This is a genomic window from Rathayibacter sp. VKM Ac-2760 (assembly GCF_009834185.1).
Lineage (GTDB): Bacteria > Actinomycetota > Actinomycetes > Actinomycetales > Microbacteriaceae > Rathayibacter.
The window spans coordinates 1061984-1076917 of the sequence record NZ_CP047173.1 but is presented as its reverse complement, the minus strand read 5'-3'; the positions used below and the strand labels follow the sequence as shown (position 1 = coordinate 1076917).

The window sequence follows — 14934 nt, the reverse complement described above, 5'->3', positions numbered from 1 at the left end:
CGTGAGAAGCGTGCACAAGTGGCATCTCGCGGGAGGGACGCCGGGGGCGTCACCTCACCAGAAGGTGCGGGGTCAGGCTGCCAGGGGCAGGGGCGCCTTCGAGGTGACGACGAGGTCGCCGGCGGCGGCGTCGACGCGGACGGCGCCGCCGTCGGTCACGTCACCCGAGACGAACAGGTCGGCGATGCGGTCGTCGACCCAGCGCTGCACCAGGCGGCGCAGCGGGCGGGCGCCGTACTGCGGCTCGTAGCCGTGCTCCGCGAGCCAGTCGACCGCGGCCTCGGAGACCTCGAGCGAGACGTCGCGCGAGGCGAGCCGCGCCCGGCTGGCCTCGAGCACCAGCCCGACGATCTCGCGCAGCTGCGCGCGGCCGAGCCGGCGGAACAGCACGATCTCGTCGATCCGGTTGAGGAACTCCGGACGCATCGCCTCACGGAGCCGGCCCATCACGCGATCGCGGAGGTCCTTCTCCGAGGCGAAGCCCTCCGCCGACTCGTCGCTCTGCGCGACGAAGCCGAGCGCACCCGAGCGGGAGGCGAGGAACTCCGACCCCAGGTTCGAGGTCATGATGATCACCGTGTTCCGGAAGTCGACGGTGCGGCCCTGCGAGTCGGTCAGGCGTCCGTCGTCGAGCACCTGCAGCAGCAGGTTGAAGACGTCCGGGTGCGCCTTCTCGATCTCGTCGAAGAGCACGACCGAGTAGGGGTTCCGGCGCACGCGCTCGGTCAGCTGACCGGCCTCGTCGTAGCCGACGTAGCCGGGAGGGGAGCCGACCAGCCGCGAGACGGTGTGCCGCTCGCCGAACTCGCTCATGTCGAAGCGGATCACCGACTGCTCATCGGCGAACAGCGAGCCGGCGAGCGTGCGGGCCAGCTCGGTCTTGCCGACGCCGGTCGGGCCGAGGAACAGGAACGAGCCGACGGGACGCGACGCGTCGCCCATGCCGGTGCGGCTGCGGCGGACGGCGCGGGCGACCGCGGCGACCGCGTCCGCCTGGCCGATGACCCGACGGTGCAGCTCGGTCTCGAGCTGCGCGAGCCGGTCGCGCTCCCCCTCGGTCAGCCGCGACACCGGGATGCCGGTGGCGCGGGCGACGACCGCGGCGATCTCGGTCTCGCCGACGACGGCCTCCTGCGCGGCTGCGCCGGGACCGGTGGCGACGTCGAGCGACGCCTGCACCGCGATGATCTCGTCACGCAGTCGCGACGCCTCCTCGTAGTGCTCGCCCGAGACGGCCGCGTTCTTGTCGCCCTCGAGCGTCGCGAGCCGCGCGACCAGGGCCGCGGTGTCGACTCCCGCGCCGAGGGTGAGGCGCAGACGCGCGCCGGCCTGGTCGATCAGGTCGATCGCCTTGTCGGGCAGGACCCGGTCGGGCAGGTAGCGGGCCGACAGCTCGACGGAGGCGCGGAGGGCCTCGTCGGTGAAGGCGACGCGGTGGTGCTCCTCGTAGGCGCCGCGGAGGCCGTGCAGGATCGCGACGGCGTCCTCGATGCTCGGCTCGCCGATGCGGACCGGCTGGAACCGGCGCTCGAGGGCCGGGTCCTTCTCGATGGTGCGGTACTCCTTGAGCGTGGTCGCGCCGATCAGGTGCAGCTCGCCGCGGGCCAGCCGCGGCTTGAGGATGTTCCCCGCGTCCATGCCGCCCTCGCCCGCGCCGCCGGCGCCGACGACGGTGTGCACCTCGTCGATGAAGACGATCAGCTCGGCGGAGTGCGCCGCGATCTCGTCCATCGTGCCGGTGAGGCGCTCCTCGAAGTCGCCGCGATAGCGGGTGCCGGCCAGCATCGCGGGCAGGTCGAGCGAGACCACGCGCTTGCCGCGCAGCTGCTCCGGGACCTCGCCCGCCACGATCGCGCGCGCCAGGCCCTCGACGACCGCGGTCTTGCCGACGCCGGCCTCGCCGACGAGCACCGGGTTGTTCTTGGTGCGGCGGCTGAGGATCTCGACGGTCTGCTCGATCTCGTCGGCGCGGCCGATCACCGGGTCGAGCCGGCCCTCGCGGGCGAGCTCGGTCAGGTCGGTGCCGAACTTGTCGAGCATCGGAGTCTCGGACGCGGGTTCGCCCTGCTCCGGGACGGGCTGCTCACCGGCGACGGTCTCGCGCAGGCCCTGGGTGAGCGCCTCCGCGGTCACGCCGGCACGGGCGAGGACCTGCCCGGCGGGCGCGTCCTGGCCGAGCACTAGCGCGAAGAAGAGGTGCTCGGGGTCGATGTAGGTCGAGCCGCTGGAGCGGGCGACCTGGTAGGAGTGGAAGAGCGCGCGCTGGGCGCTCGGGGTGATGGTCGCCGCGTTCTGCGAGGCCGGGGCCTCGCTCGCCTGCGGCAGGCGCGCCTCCGTGGCGGTCGCGATCGCGCCGGGGTCGACGCCGATGCGGCGGACCGCCTGCGACACGGCCTCGTCGTCGACGAGGACCCGCAGCACGTGCAGGGCGTCGAGCTCGGTCTGGCCGCGCTCGAGAGCGAAGCGCCCTGCGGACTGCAGGATGCTCTGCGTGCGGGCGCTGAGGAAGCGGCTGAGGTCGATGGACCGCGCCGCGCGGGCGCGCTCACCGTCGAGGTAGCGGGCGAGGAAGTCGTCGAACGAGCTCGCTCCGGCCTCGCTGTAGTTGTCGGGCACCAGTCCTCCTGAAGAGTTGAGTCACTTGCACTCAAGTTCAACGCAGGGGGCCCCCGCCTATTCCCCGCCCGCGAGATGCCACTTGTGCACGCCTTCTGCGGCGTGTCGCGTACGCAAGTGGCATCTCGCGGAGAGGGCGCACACGAAGAGGAGGCACGGACCGTGTCTGGTCCGTGCCTCCCTGTGCGCCGACGCGCGTTTCTCCGGGGTGGGAGCTCTAGGGGACGATGTGGCCCGCGGCGCGGAACAGCTCGTACCACTCCGGCCGCGTGAGCGGCAGGTCGGAGCCGAGGGCCGCATCGCGCACGCGCTGCTCGTTCGTCGTGCCGAGGACGACCTGCATCTTCGCCGGGTGGCGGGTGATCCAGGCGGTCGCGACGGCGAGGGGCGGGACGTCGTACTGGGCGGCCAGGCGGTCGAGGACCGCGTTCAGCTCGCCGTACTCGGGGTTGTCGAGGAAGACGCCGGTGAAGAAGCCGCTCTGGAACGGCGACCACGCCTGCACCGTGATGTCGTTCAGGCGGCAGTAGTCGAGGATGCCCGCATCGCGCATCACCGACTGGTCCTCGGCGATCATGTTCGAGGCGACGCCCTGCGCGATCATCGGCGAGTGCGTGATCGACAGCTGCAGCTGGTTCGCGACGATCGGCTGGTTCATCGACTTCTTCAGCAGCTCGATCTGGTACGGCGTCTGGTTGGAGACGCCGAAGTGCTTGACCTTGCCGGCCGCGTGCAGCTCGTCGAAGGCGCGGGCGACCTCGTCGGGCTCGACCAGCGCGTCGGGGCGGTGCAGGAGCAGCACGTCGATGTAGTCGGTGCGCAGCGCCTTCAGCGAGCCCTCGACGGACTGCATCAGGTGCTCGTAGGAGAAGTCGAAGTACGGGCCGTCGCCGACGATGCCGGCCTTGGTCTGCAGGACGACCTGCTCGCGCTCGGACGGCGTGAGCGCCAGCGCCTCGGCGAAGCGCTCCTCGCAGCGGTGCAGCTCGCCGCCGTAGACGTCCGCGTGATCGAAGAAGTCGATGCCGGAGTCGCGGGCGGTGCGGACGAGGTCGCGGATGGCGTCGTCGGTCATGTCGGGGATGCGCATGAGGCCGAGGACGACGTTCGGGGAGTCGAGGCCGGAGGCGCCGAGGGGGACGTGCTTCAAGGGAGTGCTCCTTCGTTGGATACCTCGACCACCGTACGGGCGCCGCCTGTGCGCCGTCCAACAGGGGGCGCTGGTGCGATTCATGCGGCGGAGTGGTGAATCGGGTGCCTTGCCGGGGAGACGTCGCGGTGGGAGGCTGCCGCCATGACGATCGAGGTGCGCCCGGCCACGGAGTTCGACGACCTGGCGACGATGAACGGCCCGAAGCGGCCCGACGCGAGCGTGTGCTGGTGCCTGAGCTACCGGCTGCTCTCCTCCACCGAGAACAACGCGCTCCGCGGTCCGGCCCGAGGCGAGCGGATGCGCGAGCTCGTGGCGCAGGACCCGCCGCCCGGCGTCCTCGCCTACGACGACGGCGAGGTGGCGGGCTGGGCCGCCGTGCACCGCCGGGCCGACACGAGCTATGCGAAGAACGGGAGGATCCCGCATGTCGACGACCTCGACGTCTGGAGTGTCTGGTGCATCCGGGTCCGCCCCGGCTTCCGCAAGCGCGGGATCTCGCACGCTCTGCTCGCCGGCGCCGTCGATTTCGCACGCTCGCACGGCGCTCCGGCAATCGAGGGCTACCCCGTCGACAACGCCGGCGTGCGGGTGGAGCAGACGATGGCGTACGTCGGCACCCGCGCCCTCTTCGAGAAGGCCGGCTTCTCGCACGCGGCCGACACCACCTCGGTGCTCAACGGCTTCCCGCGCGTCCTGATGCGGCTGCCGCTGAAGTGATCGCGCCGACAAGCAGTGGTGGCCGCGCTTCATGCTGATCGAGTAGCCCGCGCAGCGGGCGTATCGAGATCCACCAGCGTCAGACGACGGTCTGCAGACCCACCTTCTGAGGACGGCGGGTCTCGATACGCCCCTTCGGGGCTACTCGACCAGCATGCGACTCGCCCTTACGGGGCTGTTCGACCAGCATGACGGGACGCCCGCGGGCGTCTCGGGCCCGCTCCGTTTCCCCGGAGACGAGGAACGGCTCCTCACCCGGAGGGGAGGAGCCGTTCGCCGTGGAGGCCGGGACGCGGGTGTCGACGCCTAGAAGTCCCAGTCCTCGTCCTCGGTGTTCACGGCCTTGCCGATCACGTAGGAGGAGCCGGAGCCCGAGAAGAAGTCGTGGTTCTCGTCCGCGTTGGGCGAGAGGGCCGACAGGATCGCGGGGTTCACATCGGTGACCTGCTTGGGGAACATCGGCTCGTAGCCGAGGTTCATCAGGGCCTTGTTGGCGTTGTAGTGCAGGAACTTCTTGACGTCCTCGGTCAGGCCGAGCTGGTCGTAGAGGTCCTGGGTGTACTGCGCCTCGTTGTCGTAGAGCTCGTAGAGCAGCGAGAACGTGTAGTCCTTGATCTCGTCGCGCTTGGCCTGGTCGACCAGCTCGAGTCCCTTCTGGAACTTGTAGCCGATGTAGTAGCCGTGCACGGCCTCGTCGCGGATGATCAGGCGCACCAGGTCCGCGGTGTTGGTGAGCTTGGCGCGCGAGGACCAGTACATCGGCAGGTAGAACCCCGAGTAGAAGAGGAACGACTCCAGCAGTGTGGAGGCGACCTTCCGCTTCAGCGGGTCGTCGCCGCGGTAGTAGTCCATGACGATGGACGCCTTCTTCTGCAGGTTCGGGTTCTCGACCGACCAGCGGAACGCCTCGTCGATGTCCTGGGTGTTCGACAGGGTCGAGAACACCGAGGAGTACGACTTCGCGTGCACCGACTCCATGAACGCGATGTTCGTGTAGACGGCCTCCTCGTGCGGGGTGAGCGCATCGGGGATCAGCGAGACGGCACCGACCGTGCCCTGGATGGTGTCGAGCAGGGTCAGGCCCGTGAAGACGCGCATCGTGAGCTGCTGCTCGTCGTGGGTCAGCGTGTTCCACGACTGGATGTCGTTGGACAGCGGGACCTTCTCTGGCAGCCAGAAGTTGCTCGTGAGGCGGTTCCAGACCTCCACGTCCTTATCGTCCTGGATGCGGTTCCAGTTGATGGCGTCGACGTGGCTGACCAGCTTGAGCTTCTCAGGGGGAGTCATGATCTCTTCTTCGTGCGGGTCGGTGATGCGAGTCGGTGAGGCGGATCCGGGGATCGACGGGCGACGCTACAGCATGCAGCTGACGCAGCCGTCGACCTCCGTGCCCTCCAGCGCGAGCTGGCGGAGACGGATGTAGTAGATGGTCTTGATGCCCTTGCGCCAGGCGTAGATCTGCGCGCGGTTGATGTCGCGGGTGGTCGCGGTGTCCTTGAAGAACAGCGTGAGCGAGAGGCCCTGGTCGACGTGCTGCGTCGCCGCGGCGTAGGTGTCGATGATCTTCTCGTAGCCGATCTCGTAGGCGTCCTGGTAGTACTCCAGATTGTCGTTCGTCATGAACGGCGCCGGGTAGTAGACGCGGCCGAGCTTGCCCTCCTTGCGGATCTCGATCTTCGACGCGATCGGGTGGATCGAGGACGTCGAGTTGTTGATGTACGAGATCGAGCCGGTCGGCGGGACGGCCTGCAGGTTCTGGTTGTAGATGCCGTGCTCCATGACCGAGGCCTTGAGCGCGCGCCAGTCGTCCTGGGTGGGGACGGCGATGCCGGCCTCGGAGAAGAGGCGGGAGACGCGCTCGGTGGCGGGCGTCCACTCCTTCTCGGTGTAGGTGTCGAAGAACTCGCCCGAGGCGTACTTCGAGTCGGCGAAGCCGTCGAAGGTGGTACCGCGCTCGATGGAGATGCTGTTGGAGGCGCGCAGGGCGTGGAAGAGCACCGAGTAGAAGTAGATGTTGGTGAAGTCGATGCCCTCCTCGGATCCGTAGTGGATCCGCTCGCGGGCGAGGTAGCCGTGCAGGTTCATCTGGCCGAGGCCGATGGCGTGCGAGCGGTCGTTGCCGTCCTCGATCGAGCGCACCGAGGTGATGTGCGACTGGTCGGAGACCGAGGTGAGGCCGCGGATCGCGGTCTCGATGGTGCGGCCGAAGTCGGGCGAGTCCATCGTCAGCGCGATGTTCAGCGAGCCGAGGTTGCAGGAGATGTCCTTGCCGATGCTGTTGTAGGAGAGGTCCTCGTTGTACGTGGTCGGGGTGTTGACCTGGAGGATCTCGGAGCACAGGTTGGACATGTTGATGCGGCCCTTGATCGGGTTCGCCTTGTTCACCGTGTCCTCGAACACGATGTAGGGGTAGCCCGACTCGAACTGGATCTCCGCGATGGTCTGGAAGAACTCGCGCGCCGAGATCTTGGTCTTCTTGATGCGCGGGTCGTCGACCATCTCGCGGTACTTCTCGGAGATCGAGATGTCGCCGAAGGGCAGGCCGTAGACGCGCTCGACGTCGTACGGGGAGAAGAGGTACATGTCCTCGTTGTTCTTCGCGAGCTCGAACGTGATGTCGGGCACGACGACTCCGAGGGAGAGCGTCTTGATGCGGATCTTCTCGTCCGCGTTCTCGCGCTTGGTGTCGAGGAAGCGCAGGATGTCCGGGTGGTGCGCCGAGAGGTACACCGCTCCCGCACCCTGGCGGGCGCCGAGCTGGTTCGCGTAGCTGAAGCTGTCCTCGAGGAGCTTCATCACGGGGATGATGCCCGAGGACTGGTTCTCGATCTGCTTGATCGGGGCGCCGGCCTCGCGGATGTTGGAGAGCGAGAGGGCGACGCCGCCGCCGCGCTTGGAGAGCTGCAGCGCGGAGTTGATGCCGCGGGCGATCGACTCCATGTTGTCCTCGATGCGCAGGAGGAAGCAGGAGACGAGCTCGCCGCGCTGCGCCTTGCCGGTGTTGAGGAAGGTGGGGGTCGCGGGCTGGAAGCGGCCGGCGACGATCTCCTCGACGAGGGCGGTGGCGAGCTTCTCGTCGCCCTGGGCGAGGCCGAGGGCGGACATGACGACGCGGTCCTCGAAGCGCTCGAGGTAGCGCTTCCCGTCGAAGGTCTTCAGCGTGTACGACGTGTAGTACTTGAAGGCGCCGAGGAAGGTCGCGAAGCGGAACTTCTTCGAGTAGGCGAGGTCGTTCAGCTCCTGGATGAAGTCGAACGAGTACTGGTCGAGGACGGCCTTCTCGTAGTACTCCTTCTCGACCAGGTAGTCGAGGCGCTCCTTGAGGGAGTGGAAGAAGACGGTGTTCTGGTTGACGTGCTGCAGGAAGTACTCGCGCGCCGCCTCGCGGTCCTTGTCGAACTGGATCTCCCCGTCCGCGCCGTAGAGGTTGAGCATCGCGTTGAGCGAGTGGTAGTCCATCTGCGCGGCGTCCCGGGGGGCGTCGATCACTGCTGCGTCCAAAACGTGTCCAATCCTTCGTCGACGGCGCGGACGTCGTCAGGGGTTCCGAATACTTCGAATCGATAGAGGTGCGGCACCTCGCACTTGCGGGCGATGATGTCGCCGGCGAGGCAGTAGGCCTCGCCGAAGTTGGTGTTGCCGGCGCCGATGACGCCGCGGAGCAGGGCGCGGTTGCGCGGGACGTTCAGGAAGCGGATGACCTGCTTGGGCACCGCTCCCCCGCCGTTGCCCCCGCCGTAGGTGGGGAGCACGAGCACGTACGGCTCGTCGACGTGGAGCGTGTCGACCGCGGCGCCGTCCCGGCGGGAGTGCAGCGGGATCTGCTGCGCGGGCCGCCCGAGCTTCTGCATGAAGCGGTGCGTGTTGCCCGAGCTGCTCGAGAAGTACACGAGTCCGCTCATCGCCCGCCTCCCCCGCAGTCCTTCGATCGTTCGCCCTCGTGGGCGTCTTCGGACCCGCTCCCGCGGATCCTCCGCCGGCCCGGGGCAGAACCTGCGCACCCGGACCGGCGAAGCCTTGGTCCTGCCACCCGCCCCGACCAGCACCCTCTCTGGGGCGGCTGATCGGTCAGCTGCAAGGCGGAGGAAGGAGTCGTAGCGGCGCTACGGCGACTGACGACAACGCCGCAGATGGCCGATCAGACGCCTCAGAGCGCCGAGATCTTGTCGGGGCGGAAGCCGGACCAGTGATCGTCGTCCGTGATGACGACCGGCGCCTGGAGGTAGCCGAGCGCCTTGACGGCGTCGAGGGCCTTCTCGTCGACGGAGAGGTCGAAGATCTCGTAGTCGATGCCCTTGCTGTCGAGGGCCCGGTAGGTCGCGGTGCACTGCACGCAGGAGGGCTTGGTGTAGACGGTCACAGCCATGGGTGTCGTCCTTTCGGAAGGAGGTGTCCCGGGGCCGGATCCGACTGCCGCGCCGGTGGTCCGGGCGGGCGGGGAGGCGGTCGTGGGAGTTCTGATGTGGGGTGGCGCGGGGCGCGCGGTGATCGCGGGGAGACCGTGCGGGGTGCCGGTGGGGCTCTCGGCCCGACCTGCTCAGCAATACTACATATAGTGGGCGGCTCGGCGGCAGCCCACTAGGAGTAGTAGTTACATCCGTGTAGTTATCCACCGGTCCTCCCCCGGTCCATCCACAGGGCGGGGCCCGCGGACCCGCGGAAGGACGCGGATCGCGCGGAGTTATCCACCGCTGTGGAGAGTGGGAACGGGTTCCCTGGGTACAACGCTCCCCGGCGTGTCGGCATGCCCGATGGGCGGGTGCGCGGGCACGGGTCGACCACTACATGTGGGGGTCGTCGCGCTGCCGGGGCCATACGTCGACGCTAGGCCCGACCACCGACATCCGCGGGGTCGCGGGAGGGTCCTCCGAGGGCGTGCGACAGACCCGCCGGCGGTCCGGGAGGCGCCGCTCAGGAGGCGCGCGCGAGCTCCGCCGCGACGGCGCGCAGGTGCGGCAGCGGGTCGGCGATGGCCGCCGCCGCGGAGCCGGCCGGCCCGGTGAGCGAGTGCGGCCGCCGCGGCGAACGCGGTGGTCGGCGCCTGGATCGCGCCGGCGACGAGCAGCGCGCGGGCGCCACCGCCTGCGAGCCCGAGCAGGTAGGGAGGGGGACCTTGCCCGCCATCGACTGCGTCGAAGCGCCCCTCGCCGGTGAGTGACGACGTCCGGCGCCGGCGACGCGCAGGGAGTCCGGAGCGCCTGCCGACCGCGGCCGCTGGGGCCAGGCGCGCGCCCCAGGCGAGCAGGCCGAAGCCGGTGCCGCCCGCCGCACCGGTGCCCGCCTCCTCCGGGTCCGCGTCGAGGTGCGCGGCGAGGTGGCGCAGGCCGTCGTCGAGGCGCAGCACGTCGTCGAGGGTCGCGCCCTTCTGCGGTCCGAAGACGTGGGCGGCGCCGGAGTCGCCGAGCAGCGGGTTGGTGACATCGCTGAGGATGCGCGCGCCGCCGGCGGGGACGGGGCGCAGCGCATGCCGGTCGACGACGGCGAGCTCGTGCAGCGCTCCGCCGCCGTCGCCGAGGTCGTGGCCGGACACGGTGAGGAAGCGCGCGCCGAGCTCGCGCAGCGCGCCGACACCGCCGTCGGTCGAGGAGCTGCCGCCGATCGCGAGCAGGAGCGCCTGCGCGCCGGCGTCGAGCGCGGCGGCGATCGCCCGGCCGAAGCCGCGGGTGTGCGCGGTGAGCGGTCGCAGCGGGTCGAGCAGCGTGATTCCGCTCGCGGAGGCGAGCTCGACGACCGCGCTTCCGTCGGGCAGCAGCAGCCAGGACGTCTCGACCGGGCGGTCGTCGGGGCCGACCACCGTGAGCGTGTGGCGCTGCGCCTCCGGCACCGCGACCGCGAACGCGTCGACCGTGCCCTCGCCGCCGTCGGCCATCGGCGCCAGCACCACGTCGTCGCCCGGCCGGACGCCGCGCCAGCCCGCGGCGAGCGCCTCCGCGACCTCGACGGCGGTCGCCGACCCCTTGAAGGAGTCGGGCGCGATGATCACTCTGCGGGCTGCGCTGCTCATGCGCTCCAGTCTGGCAGCGGTGCGCCCGGACGCCCTCCTGTGGAGAACTCGAGCGGAGAGGGTCGGTGACCGGGCACTCTGCTGCGATGCGTCGACCCACCCCTCTCCCCCGAGAGCTCGAGGGACGGCCGTTCTCGACCGCTCGAGCCGGGACGGAAGGGGTATCGGGCGGGCGGCTGAGGGCAGCGGACCTCGAGGCTCCCTTCTCGGGGGTGCGCGTGCCGCGAGGATCAGCGACGACCGTCGCGGCTCGGGCGCGGGCGCTCTCGACCGTGCTCGGAGACCGGATCGTCTTCAGCCACCTCACCGCGGCCCGACTCTGGCCGCTCGAGCTCCCCCTCGAGTCGGCCGACGAGCCGGTGCACGTGGCGGTCCGCCACCCCGGGCGCGCGCCGCGCAGACGCGGCGTGGTCGGCCACGCGATCGCGGATCCGGAGGTGCGCGCCGTGATTCGGCACGGGCTCCGGTTGACCGACGGCGCGACCCTGTTCTGCCACCTCGCGCCGATCCTCCGGCTCGAGGACCTGGTGGCGGTCGGCGACGCACTCGTCCGCGAGCCGTTCCGCCAGGTCGTGGGAGATCGCCGGCCGTGGATCGCCCGCGGCGCCCTCGAGGCTCGCGTCGCCGCCTACCGCGGACCGGGAGCTCCCGCGGCCAGGCGGGCGCTCACCCTCGTCCGCTCAGGTGCGGAGTCGCGGAAGGAGACGGAGTTCCGGCTGGCGCTCCTCGAGGCGGGCCTGCCCGAGCCGGAGCTGCAGGTGGCGGTCCACGACGCGGCCGGCTTCATCGGCCGGGTGGACACGCTCTACCCGCGCTGGAAGGTCGGCGGCGAGTACGAGGGCGACCAGCACCGCACGGATCGGGTCCAGTGGGACCGCGACCTGATCCGCTACGAGCGCCTCGCGGCCGCCGGCTTCTCGATCGTCCGCGTCGCCGCGGCCTCGTTCCTGCGCGACCCCGCCGTCTGCGCCGCCCGCGTCCGCGCCCGCCTCCTCGACGCGGGCTGGCGCCCCGACCCGTGATCCGTTCGCCACTTTCTGCTGCTTCACTCCCCGCATTCCAGCAGAAAGTGCCGAATGGCCGGCCGTGCTCGGACGAACCGCCCGCGGGTCTCCGCGCGGCGAGCCGCAAGGCGGAGGAGGAAGCGATACCGGCGGTATCGCGCCCGACGACAACGCCGCGGATCGCCGTGCGGAGGCGCGCGGGCCTGAAGAGGGGTGGACAGGCGGAAGCCGCGCTTGATCACAGTGGCGACGAGGCGCGGCTCGGGCAGGGCCTGGCGGAGGCGGCTGATGGCGACATCGACGGCGTGGTCGTCGAGGGGGGCGGCGGCGGCGAGGACGGTGCGGGCGACGGTGGCGCCCTCGGCGGCGACGAAGGTGCGGAAGAGGGCGAGGGCGACGGGGGTGAGGGCGACGCGGGTGCCCGCGAGCACCGCGTGCCGGCCGCGCAGCTCAAGGGGGCCGTAGTCGGTGTCGATGCGGGGGGCGGACTGCTCGAGGTGCTCGCAGGTGAGGCGGATGAGCGCGCCCATCCGGAAGCGGTCGGGGACGATCGGCAGGATCTGCGCCTCGACGAGCGGGGCGGCGGTGACCGGGCCGACGGCGGCCGCGACGACGGTCTCGCGGAAGGCGGCCTGGAGGTCGTCGAGCCGGCCGGCCGCCTCCGCGACGCCGATACCTGAGGCTCGCAGGCTCAGTCGGCGGCGTCGAGCGTCTCCGCGAGGCGGCGGGTCAGCGCGCGCAGCTCGAGCTCGGCGCCGCGCACGCGCTCCTCGAGGTCGGCCGCGCGCGACTCGCCCGCGGTGAGCAGCGGCGGTGTGACGGCCAGCGACTCCTCCGTCTCGCGGCGGAACTCGGCGGACGCGGCGGACGCCTCTTCCAGCGCCGAGCGCAGCCCGGCCGTCTCCTCGCGCAGCGCCGCCGTCTCCGCGCGCACCGCCGCGAGCTCGTCCCGGAGCCCCGCGAGCTCGCCGCGGACGCCCGCGACCTCCTCGCGCACCTCTTCGGTGCGCAGCCGCGCCTGCTCGAAGTACGGCGCGACCATCCGGTGCACCGCCTCGCGCAGAGCCTTGCCGCCCCGGCCGAAGCGGGTGGGCGCGGAGGCGGGGTCCGCCCTGAAGTCGTGGTCGTCGGTCATTCGTCGTCCCGTCCGGAGAAGCGGCGGTGGAGCACGTCCATCGCGCGGTGGTCCTTGTCCATGATCTCGGCCTCGATGCTCACGTCGGCGGCGCGCTCGGCGAGGCCGGGCCGCGAGCGGCGCTCCAGCGACGCCTCGAGCAGCTCGACCGAGTGCGCGAAGGAGAGCGGTCCCCGGGCGGCGATCCTGCCGCGCCGGCCGTACGCCTCGAGATCGATCGCGCCCGTCACGACGTCGCTCATCGCCGCGAGCAGCGCGGGCACCGAGCGGACGATCTTGAGGCAGTCGACGCCGCCGACGAGGAACTCGGCGACCCCGCTCGAGGCCGTCACGATCGGCACGCAGCCGGCCGCCGCGGCCTCCACGGGTGCGACGCCGAAGGGCTCGCCCGCCCAGGTGGGGAAGAGGAAGGCGTCGGCGCGGCCGTGCGCGGCGAGCACCTCCTCGCGGGGACGTGCGCCGTGGAAGGTCACGATCCCGTCGAGGCCGGCCGCCGAGGCCCGGGCGCGGTAGCCGTCCACGTCGCCGTCGCCGTAGAGGTCGACGCGGAAGTCGCGGGTCCGCTCGGCGAGCTCCGCGGCTGCGTCGAGCACGAGGTCGACGCCCTTGTGCTCGCCGAGTGACGCCGCGAAGGTGAACCGGGTGATGCCGCCCTCGCGGTAGCCGCGCGGTCCGTCGTCGACCGGCACCTCGACGCCGCGGCCGATCACCTCGACCTCGCCGAGGTCGATCCCGCCCGCCTCGATCGACTCGACCAGCGAGCGGCTGACCGCGACGATCTCGCCGCGGTCGAAGTGGCCCGGCCGATCGGCTCCGTAGACCGACAGCACCCGGTCCGGCAGCCCGTCGACGAGCGCGTTGGGTGTGCGGTCGCCGAGGTTCCACATCCAGCCCGCGTCGACGCGCCGCAGCAGATCGACCAGCGCGAGCCCGCCGAGACCGAGCAGGTTGAAGGCGACGACGTGCGTCGGCGCGAAGTCGCGCAGCTCCTCCAGCAGGATGCGGGTGTTCTCGAACCGCGACACCGCGCTCTCGTGGTGCATCAGCTGGGCGATCTCGCCGCCGGTCTGCGGCAGCGGGAAGTAGGTGCGCAGGCTGAGGGTGCGATGGACCTCGACGCTCGTGGGCTCCGGCGGCAGATAGGTCGGCGTGGTCAGCACCCGCACGTCGTGGCCGCGGGCGGCCATCGCCTCGGCGACGCGGGCGCAGGTCATCTCGTAGCCGCCGAGCACCTGCGGAGGGTAGAGGTTGCTGAGGAAGAGGAGTCTCATGCGCGCCCTCCCTGTCGGTCGGCGTCCGCGGCGATGCGGGCGGTCACCTCGGGGGTGTAGCTGGCGCCGACCTGGCGGTCGTTGCCGCCGTCCCAGTAGTTGACGAGGTAGAGGCCGCTCTGCTGCGTCCGCGGGACGAACGGGAAGAGCTCGGCCGTCGGCTCGATCTGCGCGACCCGGTAGCCCGCGTCGACCGCGCGCACGTGCAGCCAGATGTCGTCGGCGTCGGGCGCGACCTCGCGGAAGGCGTCGCCGTGCTCGGCGATCGCGACCATCAGCTCGCTCGGGAAGAGCTGGCCCGAGACCGAGGTGCCGAAGACGTCGTGGCCCGCCCGGGTGTCCGCGACGGGCGGCCAGCTCGTGTACGGCGCCACGGCGCCGTCGGCGACGAGCACCCGGTGCGCGCGGTAGCAGAGCACCGTCTCGCGCGGATAGCGCGAGCGGGCGTCGAGCAGGCCGCGGAGCCAGGTGCGCGGGTAGACGATGTCGTCGTCGGAGGTGACCAGGTCGCGCTCCGCCGCTCGCCCCGAGAGCAGGTGCGGGTAGTACTTGGTGTGCACGCGCCAGCCGTCGACGAGGCGGATCTCGAGGCCGCGGCGGCGCAGGCGCTCGAGGCTCGTCGGCAGCGCGGCGAACAGTGCCGGATCGTCGAGCCAGAGCACGAGGCGCGCCGGGCGGACGGCACCGCGGGCGATCGACTCGATCGCGACGTGGACGCGCTGGATCCGCTCGCCGTGGGTCGTCATCGTGACGACGACCTCGCCGGCCGGGTCGACGACCGGGCGGCGGGAGAAGCGGTTGGCGAGGTCGAGGCCGGCGAGCTCGCGGCGGAACGCGAGCGATCGCGGGTGGTCGATCGGGCGGGCGGCGACGGCCGCGGCCCGGCGCTCGCGGAGGCGGAGCGGGGCCGATCGGGCGGCCCGCGCGAGCGGAGCAGGCGGTCCGCGGGTGGACCCGGGCCCCCAGCGCGGCGAGGCGCGTGCGGGGCCGGAGGCGGCGGCCGAGCGCGGCGATGGCGGCATGCATCGCCCCAG

The 14934-nt window shown here is 71.3% G+C and carries 13 protein-coding genes; 3 read left to right on the top strand and 10 right to left on the bottom strand.

Annotated elements, in window-relative coordinates; translation table 11 throughout:
• Positions 1-72: 72 nt before the first annotated feature.
• Complete coding sequence (locus tag GSU72_RS04870) at positions 73-2616, bottom strand: ATP-dependent Clp protease ATP-binding subunit (RefSeq protein WP_159984049.1); 2544 nt, start codon at positions 2614-2616, stop codon at positions 73-75.
• Positions 2617-2833: 217 nt separating this feature from the next.
• Entirely contained in the window at positions 2834-3766 is a 933-nt protein-coding gene (locus GSU72_RS04865) for an aldo/keto reductase (protein ID WP_279631727.1), read from the bottom strand.
• A gap of 144 nt (positions 3767-3910) precedes the next feature.
• On the opposite strand from GSU72_RS04865, the gene GSU72_RS04860 reads away from it, so the two are divergent.
• Positions 3911-4486: a GNAT family N-acetyltransferase gene (locus GSU72_RS04860; protein WP_159984047.1), complete on the top strand. Its 576-nt coding sequence runs from the start codon at positions 3911-3913 to the stop codon at positions 4484-4486.
• Between the two features lie 306 nt (positions 4487-4792).
• On the opposite strand, the gene nrdF is transcribed toward GSU72_RS04860, so the two are convergent.
• The 5 genes from nrdF to GSU72_RS04835 all read right to left on the bottom strand — a co-directional run bounded on the left by nrdF (position 4793) and on the right by GSU72_RS04835 (position 10490).
• Positions 4793-5773 carry a class 1b ribonucleoside-diphosphate reductase subunit beta gene (gene nrdF, locus GSU72_RS04855; RefSeq protein WP_123447769.1) on the bottom strand — a complete coding sequence of 327 codons (981 nt, stop codon included), beginning with the start codon at positions 5771-5773 and terminating at the stop codon, positions 4793-4795.
• 66 nt (positions 5774-5839) lie between these two features.
• Positions 5840-7945 (bottom strand): class 1b ribonucleoside-diphosphate reductase subunit alpha, encoded by a 2106-nt coding sequence (gene nrdE, locus GSU72_RS04850; RefSeq protein ID WP_159986649.1) that lies wholly within the window; start codon positions 7943-7945, stop codon positions 5840-5842.
• Positions 7946-7971: 26 nt separating this feature from the next.
• Positions 7972-8388, bottom strand: coding sequence for a class Ib ribonucleoside-diphosphate reductase assembly flavoprotein NrdI (nrdI, locus tag GSU72_RS04845; RefSeq protein ID WP_159984046.1), 417 nt, complete (start codon positions 8386-8388; stop codon positions 7972-7974).
• A 245-nt stretch (positions 8389-8633) separates the two neighbouring features.
• Positions 8634-8852 (bottom strand): glutaredoxin-like protein NrdH, encoded by a 219-nt coding sequence (nrdH, locus tag GSU72_RS04840; RefSeq protein ID WP_123447771.1) that lies wholly within the window; start codon positions 8850-8852, stop codon positions 8634-8636.
• Between the two features lie 315 nt (positions 8853-9167).
• Positions 9168-10490 carry a glycerate kinase gene (locus tag GSU72_RS04835; RefSeq protein WP_244255976.1) on the bottom strand — a complete coding sequence of 441 codons (1323 nt, stop codon included), beginning with the start codon at positions 10488-10490 and terminating at the stop codon, positions 9168-9170.
• A 218-nt stretch (positions 10491-10708) separates the two neighbouring features.
• Between GSU72_RS04835 and GSU72_RS04830 the strand changes: the two genes are divergently transcribed.
• A complete protein-coding gene (locus GSU72_RS04830; protein ID WP_208545151.1) occupies positions 10709-11512 on the top strand; it encodes a hypothetical protein in 804 nt (267 codons plus the stop codon).
• On the top strand, positions 11509-12174 hold the full coding sequence (locus GSU72_RS21455) for a hypothetical protein (protein ID WP_244255975.1): 666 nt from the start codon (positions 11509-11511) through the stop codon (positions 12172-12174). The genes GSU72_RS04830 and GSU72_RS21455 overlap by 4 nt, the downstream gene beginning before the upstream one ends.
• 11 nt (positions 12175-12185) lie before the next feature.
• Here GSU72_RS21455 and GSU72_RS04820 read toward each other — a convergent pair whose 3' ends face one another.
• From GSU72_RS04820 to GSU72_RS04810, 3 genes are read right to left on the bottom strand one after another with little or no spacing between them, the layout of a single operon-like run.
• A complete protein-coding gene (locus GSU72_RS04820; RefSeq protein ID WP_159984044.1) occupies positions 12186-12629 on the bottom strand; it encodes a hypothetical protein in 444 nt (147 codons plus the stop codon).
• Positions 12626-13900 (bottom strand): glycosyltransferase family 4 protein, encoded by a 1275-nt coding sequence (locus GSU72_RS04815; RefSeq protein ID WP_159984043.1) that lies wholly within the window; start codon positions 13898-13900, stop codon positions 12626-12628. Before GSU72_RS04815 ends, GSU72_RS04820 begins: the two co-directional genes overlap by 4 nt.
• Complete coding sequence (locus GSU72_RS04810) at positions 13897-14922, bottom strand: glycosyltransferase (protein WP_159984042.1); 1026 nt, start codon at positions 14920-14922, stop codon at positions 13897-13899. The genes GSU72_RS04815 and GSU72_RS04810 overlap by 4 nt, the downstream gene beginning before the upstream one ends.
• Positions 14923-14934 lie beyond the last annotated feature (12 nt).

Bases quoted from the DNA above. Each gene is read 5' to 3' on its own strand.
- GSU72_RS04860 (WP_159984047.1), top strand. From the start codon at position 3,911: ATGACGATCGAGGTGCGCCCGGCCACGGAGTTCGACGACCTGGCGACG.
- nrdF (WP_123447769.1), bottom strand. From the start codon at position 5,773: ATGACTCCCCCTGAGAAGCTCAAGCTGGTCAGCCACGTCGACGCCATC.
- nrdE (WP_159986649.1), bottom strand. From the start codon at position 7,945: ATGGACTACCACTCGCTCAACGCGATGCTCAACCTCTACGGCGCGGAC.
- nrdI (WP_159984046.1), bottom strand. From the start codon at position 8,388: ATGAGCGGACTCGTGTACTTCTCGAGCAGCTCGGGCAACACGCACCGC.
- nrdH (WP_123447771.1), bottom strand. From the start codon at position 8,852: ATGGCTGTGACCGTCTACACCAAGCCCTCCTGCGTGCAGTGCACCGCG.
- GSU72_RS04835 (WP_244255976.1), bottom strand. From the start codon at position 10,490: ATGAGCAGCGCAGCCCGCAGAGTGATCATCGCGCCCGACTCCTTCAAG.
- GSU72_RS04820 (WP_159984044.1), bottom strand. From the start codon at position 12,629: ATGACCGACGACCACGACTTCAGGGCGGACCCCGCCTCCGCGCCCACC.
- GSU72_RS04815 (WP_159984043.1), bottom strand. From the start codon at position 13,900: ATGAGACTCCTCTTCCTCAGCAACCTCTACCCTCCGCAGGTGCTCGGC.
- GSU72_RS04810 (WP_159984042.1), bottom strand. From the start codon at position 14,922: ATGCCGCCATCGCCGCGCTCGGCCGCCGCCTCCGGCCCCGCACGCGCC.